Annotated in this window: 12 protein-coding genes; 7 read left to right on the top strand and 5 right to left on the bottom strand. The window is 47.7% G+C overall.

Going from position 1 to position 13188, the window contains the following annotated elements; all coding sequences use genetic code 11:
• The 3 genes from pstA to K6Q96_RS07160 all read left to right on the top strand — a co-directional run bounded on the left by pstA (window position 1) and on the right by K6Q96_RS07160 (window position 2710).
• Window positions 1-846 (top strand): phosphate ABC transporter permease PstA, encoded by an 846-nt coding sequence (pstA, locus tag K6Q96_RS07170; RefSeq protein WP_251879050.1) that lies wholly within the window; start codon window positions 1-3, stop codon window positions 844-846.
• Window positions 847-881: 35 nt separating this feature from the next.
• On the top strand, window positions 882-1646 hold the full coding sequence (pstB, locus tag K6Q96_RS07165) for a phosphate ABC transporter ATP-binding protein PstB (RefSeq protein ID WP_251879612.1): 765 nt from the start codon (window positions 882-884) through the stop codon (window positions 1644-1646).
• Window positions 1647-2263: 617 nt separating this feature from the next.
• The gene (locus K6Q96_RS07160) at window positions 2264-2710 is read left to right on the top strand and encodes an META domain-containing protein (RefSeq protein WP_251879048.1); all 447 of its coding nucleotides are present in this window, start codon (window positions 2264-2266) and stop codon (window positions 2708-2710) included.
• Between the two features lie 47 nt (window positions 2711-2757).
• Here the strand turns inward: K6Q96_RS07160 and K6Q96_RS07155 are convergent, their stop codons facing one another.
• Window positions 2758-4365 (bottom strand): CHASE domain-containing protein, encoded by a 1608-nt coding sequence (locus tag K6Q96_RS07155; protein ID WP_251879046.1) that lies wholly within the window; start codon window positions 4363-4365, stop codon window positions 2758-2760.
• A 159-nt stretch (window positions 4366-4524) separates the two neighbouring features.
• A complete protein-coding gene (gene metE, locus K6Q96_RS07150) occupies window positions 4525-6795 on the bottom strand; it encodes a 5-methyltetrahydropteroyltriglutamate--homocysteine S-methyltransferase (RefSeq protein ID WP_251879044.1) in 2271 nt (756 codons plus the stop codon).
• Window positions 6796-6901: 106 nt separating this feature from the next.
• Between metE and metR the strand changes: the two genes are divergently transcribed.
• Window positions 6902-7813, top strand: coding sequence for an HTH-type transcriptional regulator MetR (metR, locus tag K6Q96_RS07145; protein WP_251879042.1), 912 nt, complete (start codon window positions 6902-6904; stop codon window positions 7811-7813).
• Window positions 7814-7864: 51 nt separating this feature from the next.
• Here metR and K6Q96_RS07140 read toward each other — a convergent pair whose 3' ends face one another.
• Together K6Q96_RS07140 and K6Q96_RS07135 are read right to left on the bottom strand one after the other, a co-directional pair.
• Window positions 7865-8059, bottom strand: a complete 195-nt coding sequence (locus tag K6Q96_RS07140) for a DUF4250 domain-containing protein (protein ID WP_002535009.1) — start codon at window positions 8057-8059, stop codon at window positions 7865-7867.
• 127 nt (window positions 8060-8186) lie between these two features.
• On the bottom strand, window positions 8187-8861 hold the full coding sequence (locus K6Q96_RS07135; protein ID WP_251879040.1) for an HI_1241 family integral membrane domain: 675 nt from the start codon (window positions 8859-8861) through the stop codon (window positions 8187-8189).
• A 293-nt stretch (window positions 8862-9154) separates the two neighbouring features.
• Between K6Q96_RS07135 and K6Q96_RS07130 the strand changes: the two genes are divergently transcribed.
• Complete coding sequence (locus K6Q96_RS07130) at window positions 9155-10327, top strand: GGDEF domain-containing protein (protein WP_251879038.1); 1173 nt, start codon at window positions 9155-9157, stop codon at window positions 10325-10327.
• 20 nt (window positions 10328-10347) lie between these two features.
• On the opposite strand, the gene K6Q96_RS07125 is transcribed toward K6Q96_RS07130, so the two are convergent.
• On the bottom strand, window positions 10348-11547 hold the full coding sequence (locus tag K6Q96_RS07125; protein WP_251879036.1) for an MFS transporter: 1200 nt from the start codon (window positions 11545-11547) through the stop codon (window positions 10348-10350).
• Window positions 11548-11681: 134 nt separating this feature from the next.
• On the opposite strand from K6Q96_RS07125, the gene K6Q96_RS07120 reads away from it, so the two are divergent.
• Both K6Q96_RS07120 and K6Q96_RS07115 read left to right on the top strand, forming a co-directional pair.
• A complete protein-coding gene (locus tag K6Q96_RS07120) occupies window positions 11682-12551 on the top strand; it encodes a LysR family transcriptional regulator (RefSeq protein WP_251879034.1) in 870 nt (289 codons plus the stop codon).
• A 9-nt stretch (window positions 12552-12560) separates the two neighbouring features.
• A complete protein-coding gene (locus K6Q96_RS07115; protein WP_251879032.1) occupies window positions 12561-13100 on the top strand; it encodes a DUF6942 family protein in 540 nt (179 codons plus the stop codon).
• The last annotated feature ends 88 nt before the right edge of the window (window positions 13101-13188 follow it).

The raw sequence follows: 13188 nt of genomic DNA, 5'->3' as shown, positions 1-13188 counted from the left end.
ATGTTGAACCGTCAAATGAAAGACAAAATTTCACTGGTTACCGTTTGGGCTGCAGCAGCAATGACCGTCGGTTTCCTTTTCTGGATTATCTGGTACATCCTGAGTAATGGCCTGCAATACGTCGATTGGTCATTCATTACCAGTGATTACACCCGTATTGGTGAGCAATCCGGTATCTGGCCGATGATTGTTTCAACCATCTATATGGTTATCGCCTCTATTTCTATCGCAGCGCCTATCGGCATCATGACGGCAATCTACCTGACCGAATACGCAAAAGTAGGAAGCCGTCTGGTGAAAGTGATTCGATTTTGTACTGAATCACTGGCGGGTATCCCGTCTATCATCTTCGGTCTGTTCGGTATGACATTCTTTGTTGCCGTGCTAGGGCTTGGTTTCTCTATCCTCTCTGGTGCACTGACGCTGAGCATTCTCATCCTGCCAGTGATTATCCGTACCACCGAGGAAGCGCTGATGGCGGTGCCTCAAACCTATCGAGAAGGTTCGTATGGTCTGGGTGCATCTAAAATCTACACCATCTGGAAACTGATTCTGCCTAGTGCCATGCCAGGCATCGTGACTTCCATCATTTTGAGTGTTGGTCGCGTCATTGGTGAATCTGCACCGGTATTTCTGACAGCAGGTATGGTCGCACGTATCCCAGAAAGCGTGCTGGATTCAGGCCGCACACTGACCGTACACCTCTACAAATTAACCCAGGAGCTCTACACCATTCACGAATGGAACCAGGCGTATGCCACCGCGACAGTGCTGATTGTTGTCGTGCTGTTTATCAACATGCTGACCAAGCTTATCGCCAGCAAATTTAGCAAAGCCACTTACTGAGCCCGGGAGAGAACACAATGATGACTGCAACTGCAATGAACACAGCAAACAAATTCGATATCGAAAACCTGAACCTGTTTTATAACAACGGCGCTAACCACGCACTAAAAGACATCACGCTGCCGATCCCAAGTAAGAAAGTGACGGCACTGATTGGCCCTTCAGGCTGCGGTAAATCTACCCTACTGCGTTGCCTGAACCGCATGAATGACCTGATTGAAGGTGTGAAAATTAACGGTCGCTTAGACATGGATAGCGAGAACGTTTACGGCAATATCGACATCGCCAGCCTTCGCATTAAGGTCGGCATGGTATTCCAAAAGCCAAACCCATTCCCGATGAGCATCTACGACAACGTGGCTTATGGCCTCCGTGCACAAGGCGTGACTGACAAGAAAAAGCTGGATGAAGTGGTAGAAAAAAGTCTTCGCGGTGCAGCGCTTTGGGATGAAGTAAAAGATCGCCTGAAATCTCACGCTTTTGGTCTGTCTGGCGGCCAGCAGCAACGCTTATGTATCGCCCGTACCATTGCCATGGAACCAGAAGTGATTCTAATGGACGAACCTACTTCTGCACTTGACCCGATTGCGACTAAGAAAATCGAAGATTTGATGGAAGAGCTTAAGAAGAACTACACCATCGTTATCGTGACACACTCCATGCAACAAGCGCGTCGTATCTCTGACCGCACTGCCTTCTTCCTGATGGGTGAACTGGTTGAACATGACGAAACAACTAACCTGTTCGCCAATCCGCGTGACGACCGTACACGTGGGTATGTGAACGGCGACTTTGGCTAAAAAGCTAACCGTTGAGCACAAGAGCTTCTCATTACTACTATAACAATCGCGATGGATTATTTTGCCCCCGTCTCCCGGGGGCTTTTTTCATACTGCCCTAAAAAACACTCCAATATAAATCACTGATATTTATAAAATATCGTCATTTCGGTTAATATACCCAAACAACCTGAAGATGCATGATTCAGCGAGATTGACTGGCGTTGTGATCGCGGCGTTCCTTTGCAGGTGTAGCCACCTCCATCAAAAAGGAACAACAAAGAGCACGGCGTCAGTCAACTCGCCCGAAGGGAGGACCTCAATGCGCCCACTTCTTCGTTAAATTCCACGGAAATAGAATGACTATTCCTCACGAAATTTGCCTCGAATTGAACGCATTGATGACCTCTGAATACGAGCATCTTCAGGTCGTTTGGGTATGGGTCGTTGAGACAATTCTTAAAACGAACAAACCCTGTCCAAGTTCCGCAATTTAATACCAATTTGACAGATTTCTGACTTGCTAAGCGATTAAGATTCATAATAATCATGGGGTCAAAATATTGAACCAAGCCAATCAGGCGCTGTCTCTACGTGACGAAATGTAGAAACACTCAGAGATTAATCTGGAGTTAATAATGAAAAAGATGGCAATCGCAATGCTGGTCGCTCCTGCAATTCTGGCAGGCTGTGCAACCAGCACTTCAGGCAAAGGTGACGCAATGGAAGTGTCTAAAGCTAACATGCAACACCACAACTGGGTTTTGGAAAGCGTTGATGGTCAACCACTGAATCTGCCAGAAGGTTTTGCAGCACCGAGTCTTGAAATTGGTGAGTCATTCACAGCAAACGGCCACGGTGGTTGTAACCGCTACTTTGGTCAAGGCGAGCTGAAAGGTGATAAGTTCCGCATCGATAAGATGGCTAGCACCATGATGGCGTGTCCCGAGCCTGCGATGAAGCTGGAAGGTGTTATGACTAAAGTGTTGGGTGATTGGAGTGACGTGACCCTGACTAAGCAAACTCTGGTTCTGGAAAACAGCGATCACGTACTGACGTTCCAACTTCGTGACTGGGTAAACTAATTCCAAACACGAAGTGATTCGAACACCTGATCTAAATCCAGATGTTTCTAACAGCCTCCTCCGGGAGGCTGTATGATTTCAGGCATATAGACCCAACTGAAGGTTCCTCTTCCTTCTGCCACAGCCTTGCCAAGCGCAACCTCACCGTAAGCCAACACCTTAGAAGCTTCCAGTGATTTTGCCTCATGTACAGTCACACCACCAATCGAGATAGAAATAATCTCTGATCCCACTTCTTTGTCGAATGGCAGTCTTAACAATTTCACTGCTTCTATGCACGCTTCAGCCATGGGCGCACCGTCTTTGGTGTTTGGCAGCAGCACCGCGAAAGTTTCCCCACTGTAACGCGCCAGCAAGTCACCAGGACGCTTCATGGTATCTGCAATAGCAGAACCTATAAGGCGAATCGCTTTGTCCCCGGCCACACGACCATGTTTGACGTTGTACGTCGACATATTGTCGATTTCGATGATCATCAGGCTGATGTAGAGGCTGTCGCGCTGTGTACGACGCACTTCCGCTTGGACACTCTGCTCAAAGTACTCGCGGTTGTAGTAACCCGTCAGTCCATCACTCTTAGAGAGCTTTTCCAGTTTCTTGTTGGCCTCGCGAAGCTCCCGGGTTTTCTCATCCACACGCTTTTGAATCGTCAGTGCGCGGTGCTGAAGCATATAAAGTAGATAGGCAAGTAATGAGAAGATCAGTACGCCGATAAAGAATATCAGGTGCGGGAAAATGCTCATTCTGGAATGGACATAAGCAGCCGATGGCGTGCCACGTAGCAGCCATTCACGACCTGCAAAGAAAATCGGCTCAGATCCGTAAGTGAGTGTTTCTACAGGCGGCTGGCCCAAGTCCACGACATTGGAGTAAATGATATCGCTTTGTTCCGAGAGCCCTTTATCCACCAATTCAAGATTGATCGACTCTTTCACGGTATTGTTGATAGCAAGGTCAAAAATATCGGAAACATCAAACAATGCCACCAAGAAGCCGCGAAGTGCATCCTCCCTGTCCGCATCCGTTTCCGGATCGCCGAAAAAAACCGGTAGTAGCATCAAGAATCCACTGTGATCCTCGAATTCACGCTTTAGACGGATGGCTGGAGTCGCTATCGGTACCCCTCGATACCAACTCATTTCAAGCGCGTCTTTCATCGAAGGACGGGAAGCAAGATCAAAGCCCAAGACATTTTGATTTTGCTCATACGGATGGATATATCGAACAGGAAAATAGCGATTACGGGAAGCGGCAGAAACAAGGTTCCCTTCCTCATTCACCTCGACGATTTCAAACAGCGCGAACTCCAGTGCCGCTTCAGCTTCGTATAATTCACGATCGATTTCACTGACCACTTCCGCCCACTCCATCGCATGGATGTTGGGGTGTCTGTCCATCACAGCTTGGGAGAGCTCGACAAAGGACTCTTCGTTAATGCCTTCATCCATCACAAGTTGATTTCTGAGGGCATACATAAGCTCGATACCGATGTTCAGCTCGCGCCCAAGAGATAGCGCGGCATTCTCTACGTCCTTCTGGATTTCATGTTCAATCGACTGCTGTTCAGACTGATAAAGTGACATAGCGGCAAGGAACGAAAAAAACAGCCCCACAAAGACTGTAAGTATCGTTGAATATAAAACCCGCTTCGCCATCCCTTCATCGTCCTTTTCAAGATGTTAACTAATTGTTGAACATAATCTTAGATCCCGCCAGCATTGGGCAATCAATACAGAATAACCACACGTTGAAATACAATAATGCCCAGACCTTTAAAAAGACCCGAGCATTTTGTTAACGTTCCGTAAACTTTTCTACTGTGTAGCAGAGCGCAATGTTTTCGCCGCTTCCACCAAGTTAGCCAGTGCTGATTCCACTTCAGTCCAGTTACGGGTTTTCAGGCCACAATCTGGATTCACCCACAAACGCTGGTCAGGAATTGTTTTACGTGCCTTTTCCAGCAGTCCAACAATACTTTCTACCGACGGAATGTTTGGTGAGTGGATATCATAGACACCCGGGCCAATTTCATTCGGGTACGAAAACTCTTCAAAAGCTTGCAACAGCTCCATGTCAGAACGCGAGGTTTCGATGGTAATGACATCGGCATCCAGTGCTGCAACCGAATCGATAATGTCATTAAACTCGCTGTAACACATGTGGGTATGGATTTGAGTGTCAGCCACTGCACTTGCCGCTGAGATCTTAAAGGCATTTACCGCCCATTCCAGATAAGCTTTCCAATCGCTCGCTTTCAGCGGCATGCCCTCTCGAATAGCAGGTTCGTCAATCTGGATGATCTTGATGCCCGCATCCTGAAGGTCTGCGACTTCATCACGCAACGCCAGCGCGATTTGCTCAGCGATTTGTTGGCGCGAAAGGTCTTCACGAGGGAAAGTCCAACCCAAAATTGTCACCGGCCCCGTCAGCATACCTTTGACTGGCTTTTCTGACAGCGACTGCGCATAAGTCGCCCACTCAACAGTAATGGGTGATTCGCGGGAAATATCCCCAACAATCAATGCAGGTTTCACGCAACGCGACCCATAACTTTGTACCCACCCAAATCGGGTTACTGCAAAACCATCCAGATTCTCGGCAAAGTATTCCACCATGTCATTTCGTTCCGGCTCGCCGTGAACCAGTACATCGAGCCCCAGCTTCTCTTGACGTTTGATGGCATCTTTTATGTGTCCTTGCATTGCTGACTTGTAACCTGCATCGGTAAGATTTCCAGCCTTGTGAGCACGGCGCTGCTGGCGGATTTCTCCAGTCTGCGGGAAGGAGCCAATAGTTGTCGTTGGGAATAATGGTAGTTTCAGCGTCGCTCTCTGCGCTTCTGCACGCTGGCCGTAGTCCACATCGCGCTTCGCCAAAGCGTCTGTAATCGCATTCACTCTCGACTGAACTTCTGGCTTGTTCACTCGGGTACTGGTCGCACGGGCTTCAATCGTAGCGCTGTATTCAGCACATTTCGTGATAGCCGTTTCGTTACCGCTCAGCGCTTCCGCAAGTAACACGACTTCGCCAGTTTTCTGTTTGGCAAAGGCGAGCCAGGATTCAACTTCTGGCTCCAGGTCGGTTTCCTGCTCCAAATCCACAGGTGTATGCAGCAACGAACAACTGGTTGAAAGCCAAGCACGGTCCCCCAATTTTTCGATTGCCGGAGTCAGTGTTTTAATCCAGGTGTTCAGGTTGGCTCTCCAAACATTACGGCCGTTGATGGCGCCTAAGGAAACAATCCAATTCCGGGGAACAGAGTTGAGCACAGCATCAAGCTGTTGTGGAGCCACGCTCAAGTCGATGTGCAAGCCGTTCACTTGCAATTGAGAAATGATGTCGAGTTGTTGCTCCACTGATTCAAAGTAGGTTGTCAGCAGCAGTTTCACATCGCCTGCAATCACTTGATAAGCGAGCTTGTAAGCTTTTCGCCAAGCTTCTGGTAATTCAAGCGCCAGAATAGGTTCATCAATCTGCACCCACTCCACACCTTGTGCTTTGAATTTGGCAAAGATTTGCTGATACACAGACAATAATCGAGGTAGCAGATCCAAGCGGTTGAACCCCTCTTCTTTCTCTTTACCCAAATACAAATAAGAGAGCGGGCCAAGAATCACGGGTTTAACACTGTGACCCGACTTCTGTGCTTCGTTGACTTCATCGAAGATTTGATTCCAGCTCAGGTTGAATTGATCCTCTTTGGTGAATTCAGGAACAATGTAGTGGTAATTGGTGTTGAACCATTTCGTCATATCTGACGCGGCACAACTGCAACCGGTTGGCGCTTTGCCCCTGGCAATGCGGAACAAGGTATCTAAATCAGGGTGGCCGTTGCGGTGGCGATTAGGAATGTGTCCCAACGTCAAACTGGTTTGAAGAACCTGATCGTACCAAGCGAAATCACCGACAGTGACAAACGACAGCCCTGCGTCTTTTTGTACCTGCCAATTGTGATGACGAATTGTCGCACCCACATCAAGCAATCCTTGTTGAGAGATCTCACCTTGCCAGTATTGTTCGAGTGCAAATTTCAGTTCGCGTTTGTTACCGATGCGAGGGTAACCAAGAATATGCGTTGTGGTCATGACTCTTTCCTCATTTTTAGCCGTCCAGATGTTTACATGTCCACATTGATTCATTAGAGTGCATAAAACAAACTCAAATGACTCAAACGGATATTGAGAAAAATTCATGCTAGAAGTGAAACACTTACGTACGCTGGCTGTACTGAGAGATACAGGTTCTCTGACCTCAACCGCCACGCAATTGTGTCTGACTCAATCCGCATTGAGTCATCAGCTCAAAGACTTAGAGCAGCGTATCGGCGCGCCTCTGTTTCTGCGTAAAACCCGCCCTGTGCGCTTTACCGCAGAAGGCCAGGTACTGCTGAAACTGGCAGATGATGTTCTGCCGAGACTCGCTCAGGCAGAAACTGAGTTGGCCGCTTTGAAGGAAGATGCGCAAGGACGCCTGCACATGGCCATTGAGTGTCACTCTTGTTTCCAATGGCTGATGCCCGCGCTTAAGGAATACAAAATCAGCTGGCCTCTGGTGACGCTCGATTTCTCATCAGGATTCGGCTTTGAGCCTTTGCCAGCACTTGCTGGCGGAGAACTAGATTTGGTGATCACGTCAGACATTGCGCCGCGCAGTGAAATTCACTACGAAGCCCTCTTTGATTTCGAGATGCGGCTTGTGCTGGCAGACACTCACCCGCTTGCAAAGAAAAAGCGCATTGAACCAGAAGATTTGGCCAATGAAACCTTGCTTACCTATCCCGTTCAGCGCCAAAGAATGGATGTAATTAGGCACTTCCTGCAGCCAGCGGGGATAGAACCTGCCAACTTCAAATCGGCGGACAATACGCTGATGCTGATTCAAATGGTCACGGCAGGGCTTGGTGTGGCCGCACTCCCCAACTGGGCGATCAGTGAATTCTCGCGACAAGGTTTGGTAGTAGACAGACCATTAGGTAAAGGGTTATGGAGACGTTTGTTTGCCGCCGTTAGAAACCAAGAAGCGCAACGTCCTTACCTTAAGGCATTCTTTTCAACAGCTCGGAACCAATGCCATACGCACTTGGAAGGGATCAAGCGCGTATAGTTTTAGGGCTAGAACAAAATTTAACCACCAAAGATCAGCAGACCCTATGGACTATTTCTGGCGAAGTTGATTCACCAGAGGATCGTAATAGCAACCCATGGCATCAATTTTCGCTTGGAATTCTTGTAAATCGAGGTCGAACTGAGACGCTAAGTCATCCAGTGAAGAGCACTCAAGGCGCAGCTTTTCATTGACGATGCCATACATAATGGCGCTATCGAGATGATCAAGGTTGTGTATTTCCATGACGGCAATCCTACACGTGGGGACATGAGTAAAGCATAGTTCGATTGCTACATTGCCAGTACGAATCAGGCAACAAAAAAGGCACTTCACGTGCCTTTTTATTGTTGCTGAGACAGCTTACAGCCGGTTAGATCATTGTTGACAATGCCACACCAGAAGCGCAACCAATCACTATCAAAGACACGCAAAGCTGCGCAATATGGGGCGCTGTCTGACGAAGCAAGTGGGAGGCCCAGACCACCACACCCGCCAAAGCCAAACCAAGACTCATCAGCACTGAATTCACCAACGCATTTGCCGCATCTGGTTCTAGCATCATACTGCCTACAGCCAATGTTACCGCTGTCAGCATCGCTGCAACAACGCCAATCACTGGCAGAATACGGTGAAACGCCTGAAGGCGAGAGCGTGCTCTAACCAGAAGGCAATGTGCGGTGATTGCACCTACCAACAGAACTTGCGAGAGCATCAGTAAGGTTGGCAACAAACCTTGCCCAACACCGGACATCAGCAACGCCAAAACGCCAAATCCATTCGATAAATGTAACAGCGGAACCGGGCCCGATTGACGGGTTTTGCCTGACTTGGAGCGCAGAGAAAAAATGCCGAGAGTAATAAAAGGCAGCGCTGAAAATGGCGAGAAAGGAATTGTCACCGCCCAGCCAGCGACCAAAAACCAGAAAGCTTTGTGCAAACGTCCGCGCTGCCCAGGACAAATATCCCCTTTCAGCAGAACCAAGGCCAGAACTGCTTGCGCTCCTAAAACACCGGTAAGTATTACGGCGCTAAAAATTTCGTACATCTTTTATCACCCAAATCAAATGAACGCAGATTATATACCTTTAGGTCGATTTATACCCAAACGTTATGAGTCAAGAGTTTTCAGATTGTTTCGGTATAAAACCACATCTTTTGTGTGTAACAACATTGAGACGATCACAGAACGTAATGATTATTTTGCATTCAGTCGCAACTATATGTAACTGTTTTTATAACATAGTTACAATTGTGAACACGGTTCAAAATATTACCTTTTGACCGCCTAAAAAACAGGCGAAACGACAACTTTATCAGACAGGATGATACGTGCGGGATATGGAACTGTCCTTATCACAGTACAAAACCCAGCTCGGCGAGTTGCTTACAGCTCGCTCGCATGCTGCTGCATTCAATACTACTCGTGCAACCTATTTACGCACGCGCATTGTAGCGCTTTGCTACATTTGGGCAGCGTTGTGTGCACTGTGGATCCCTGTTGATGCACTGCTTCTTGATGAGTCAGTTACCACGCTCGCGATACTCCGCCTGAAACTTTGTGCTGTCCTGCTATTTGTTGGCTGGACAACAAGTCAACGCAGCACGCTCAATGCATGCAGGAACGCTATGTTCGCGCTGGTCGTTAGTCTCAACATGTTCTACATGTTGAGCAATCACCAGCTTGGCTACCCACATAATATTGATGCGTTCAGCTACTGCTACAACCTGCTTCCCTTCGTATATGTGGTTATCTTGACCATTCTGCCACTTACAGTGAAAGAATCCGTCTGTGTCATGCTAATCATCGCCGCGTCCCAAATTTATGTCGACACTCAAAGTGGCGCGCTGTTGTCTTTCGACACTATTGCACTTTACTGGCTACAAACCGTCGTTGGCTTCCTCGTGATTTGGGCACAAACATCCAAGCTACACATGATGCTGCGACTCTACCGCCACGCCACGTTAGACCCACTCACTGGGGTTTATAACCGCCGAATGCTACTGACACTTGCCAAGCGAGATTTCGAGAACACCCGAACCAAATCCCGCCCTTATTCCGTCTTATTGATGGATCTCGATAGATTCAAGCGAGTAAACGACAGGTACGGTCATCATGCCGGGGATATCGTGCTTCAGGCTTTTACTCAAGCCGTGCAGGAAACACAGCGTAAGAGTGATATTTTTGGCCGATTTGGCGGTGAGGAGTTTATTCTGTTTTTACCGCGATGCAGCGCCAACAACGCGCAACTGGTGGCTGACCGCATCATGACCCGTGTTCGTGATATGGGCATAGAGGTAGAAGGAGTGTCAGAGCCACTTAAAGTGACCACCTCTATTGGCATCAGCACCAGTCTTTGTAAGAGCGATGATCTTTCGCTGATACTTGAACAAGCTGACCAAGCCCTGTTTAAGGCGAAAAATGGGGGCCGCGACCAGAGCAGCACTTATGATCAGGAAGAAGATCTGGTTGAAGATGGTCAGAAGCGCCCTTGGCTGGAGCTAGTCAATTAACTCAAAAATACTGTGACGCATTAACAAGGTTCCTCAACAGGAACCTTTTTGTTTTTAGCACCCAATAATTGAATCAACACAATGTTCGCGGCAGCTAAAGACATAGCACCCAAGGTGACGGCATGCCAACCGCCCATTTCCCAACATCCAATCAGATAAAAACCGCCTAAACTGCCGCCGACATAGTAATGAACCAAATACAGAGCCGTAGCTGTCGCTTTTCCTTGGGTAGCCCGACGGCTCACCCAGCCGTAAGCCAGGGAATGAGTGAAGAAAGCACCACCACTTACGATGAGGAGACCAATAATGACGGTTGCGGGGTGCTCAATGCTGGCAATCATCACCCCCATCAAAGTCACCAATGTGCCGAACGTCATTCCTGATATTGGCGAGTAACGGTTGGCCCAACGACCACTAAATCGAGACGTTAAGGTACCGGCCAGATAGCAGATAAAAATGGCTGAAGCCACACCGACCGGCAAACTGAATGGCGCTTCAAGCAGACGAAATGTTGTCACAGAGTAGATGTTGACGAATAGCGCAAAGTTAATTCCCCCAACGACCATTGCCATCCAGAGAATTGGATTTTTGATGTGGCGACCAACAACACGAAACTGCTTGAAGAAAGAATCTTGCGAAGCCACAAACTGACGTTGATGTGGCAGCAGGTAATACACCATTACCATACCCAAAGCAGTGAATATTGCCATGGAAGCAACTGCCCCTTCCCAGCCAAAAAAGTCTGCCATCATACCGCCGGAAAGCCTACCAAAAATGCCTCCCAACGAGTTTGCGCTAATGTAACCCCCAACAGCGACAACCAATGCCGTTGGGCTAAACTCATCAGCCATATAGGCCACAGCAACCGCCGCATAGCCTGCTAGCGTGATTCCCATTAAACCCCGAATAGCAACCAAGCCCCAGAAAGAATCAATCAATAGAGACGCCACACCAACAAGCGGCATGAGTACTAGGCTGAATAGCATCACTGGCCTTCTTCCAATCTTCTCTGAAATCACCGCCCAAGGGATTAAGCTGACAGATAGCCCTAACGTTGAGGATGCTAGTAACCAGTTCGCTTTAGTCGCTGTAACCTCAAACGCACCTGAAAAAACAGGTAGCAATGGTTGGAAGAGGTAAAGATTACAGAACACAAGAAAAGACCCAAATGACAATGCAAAAGCGGCTTTTCTATAGGCGGGTGTCTGTAATTCAATCATGATGTTATTCACTGTTTTTCTCTCGATATACAGTGAATTTAGCAACGCCCTCTTAATAAAAGAAGTATATTAAATATATAGGAGTAAGATCTTTTATTAATACCTAGATGTGATGATGGGGAAAGGGATTTGAAATGGATATTCGCCAATTACGTTACTTCGTCTGTGTTGCGGAGCATAAGAACTTTACCCGTGCTGCGCGACAACTAAACATTGCGCAACCTGCGTTGAGTATCGCCATTAAAAAGCTGGAACATAGCATTGCGCTCCCGCTATTTGATCGCAATGAGCGGCAGGTTCACCTGACACATGAAGGTGAAATTCTACTGCCACATGCACAACGTGTACTTCAACAGGTAGAAGATGCCAACACCGCTATGGCTGAACTTAGGGGACTGCAAAAAGGTGAAGTCCGCGTCGGCGTGCCAGGTATGCTGGGATCTTACTTTTTCCCATCAATTCTGATGGGCTTCAAAAGTCGTTACCCTGACCTCAAACTCAGTGTGGTTGAAGCTGGCACTCAGTCCATTCGCCAAATGCTGCTAGATGGAGAACTGGACATTGGTGTCATCCACAACCAGGACGTACCCTCCACACTCGAAACCACACACCTTATTTCCTCGCAAATGGTCGCGGTAACATCTACCGATCACCCTTTAGCAGAGAGGCGCTCGATCAGTTTCCAGGAATTTTTCAATGAGGAACTGGTGATGTTCAAAAAAGGATATTTCCACCGAGAGTTTGTCGACCGGATTTGCGCCACCCATAAAATCTCACCACAGCTATCATTCGAAACCAACCTATTAGCGATGATCCTCAATATCGTCAGGCACGGTTTTGCTATTACCACGCTGCTGGAAATGGTGACTGAACACGAACATGGGCTTATTCCTATTCCTTTTGAAGAGCCCGTGACGCTGGACATCGCGATGGCCTGGCGTAAACATGGCTATCTCTCTTTGGCCGACCGCGCCTTTATCGATTTTGTTCAAAACAATAAATAGGAAAGAAATGTGAACCACTATGCCTTCGGTCATCCTCAAGCTCGTATCAATGTCTATATAGAAAAAGCGCCGCCATCTGAAACACTATGGGGAGAATCCCCCTCAGAGGGGAGCTTCAAAGCACTGATTGATGGTGACATCAAATCGCTTGGAGAGTTAGGAGGAAATGGATGGCGGAAGGTTTTCAATGTTTACGCCAAACTGTTGTTCGCTTTTCCACACCAGTCAATTTTTAGGCCTAATAACGCTTTAAACTGGCAAAACTATAGGGATCAATGTCTGTTGCAAGACCAAAGTGATACTGCACTTTGCTTTGGTATGTGGGATGTGGAACAAAGAGGAAAAGGGGGTGGCATACATATTATTGCGGGTCGCACGCATGCTCTCAATCTAGGCCTGTCCGAGAAGTCCGTCTGGCTAAACAATGAATTCGCCAAGCATCCTTCTCTCCCTATTTTTATCTGCCCATACTTCGATTATCGACAGCTTTCAAATGCGAAAATTGATGTTCTGGTGAATCTTATCAACGGCTCAGATACCGCCGAATGATCTCTGCAATACGTCAAGCCGTAATAAATCTGGTCTAAAATATACCGCATCCCGAACGCTAACAGCGCCTCTACGAAGGTGACGATAA

This window comes from Grimontia kaedaensis, assembly GCF_023746615.1.
Classification (GTDB): Bacteria; Pseudomonadota; Gammaproteobacteria; order Enterobacterales; family Vibrionaceae; genus Enterovibrio; species Enterovibrio kaedaensis.
Note: the sequence above shows the minus strand (reverse complement) of the source record. Positions and strands in the feature narration are given on the sequence as shown.

Bases quoted from the DNA above. Each gene is read 5' to 3' on its own strand.
- K6Q96_RS07130 (WP_251879038.1), top strand. From the start codon at position 9,155: ATGGAACTGTCCTTATCACAGTACAAAACCCAGCTCGGCGAGTTGCTT.
- K6Q96_RS07120 (WP_251879034.1), top strand. From the start codon at position 11,682: ATGGATATTCGCCAATTACGTTACTTCGTCTGTGTTGCGGAGCATAAG.
- pstB (WP_251879612.1), top strand. From the start codon at position 882: ATGAACACAGCAAACAAATTCGATATCGAAAACCTGAACCTGTTTTAT.
- K6Q96_RS07155 (WP_251879046.1), bottom strand. From the start codon at position 4,365: ATGGCGAAGCGGGTTTTATATTCAACGATACTTACAGTCTTTGTGGGG.
- pstA (WP_251879050.1), top strand. From the start codon at position 1: ATGTTGAACCGTCAAATGAAAGACAAAATTTCACTGGTTACCGTTTGG.
- K6Q96_RS07125 (WP_251879036.1), bottom strand. From the start codon at position 11,547: ATGATTGAATTACAGACACCCGCCTATAGAAAAGCCGCTTTTGCATTG.
- K6Q96_RS07160 (WP_251879048.1), top strand. From the start codon at position 2,264: ATGAAAAAGATGGCAATCGCAATGCTGGTCGCTCCTGCAATTCTGGCA.
- K6Q96_RS07135 (WP_251879040.1), bottom strand. From the start codon at position 8,861: ATGTACGAAATTTTTAGCGCCGTAATACTTACCGGTGTTTTAGGAGCG.
- metE (WP_251879044.1), bottom strand. From the start codon at position 6,795: ATGACCACAACGCATATTCTTGGTTACCCTCGCATCGGTAACAAACGC.
- metR (WP_251879042.1), top strand. From the start codon at position 6,902: ATGCTAGAAGTGAAACACTTACGTACGCTGGCTGTACTGAGAGATACA.
- K6Q96_RS07140 (WP_002535009.1), bottom strand. From the start codon at position 8,059: ATGGAAATACACAACCTTGATCATCTCGATAGCGCCATTATGTATGGC.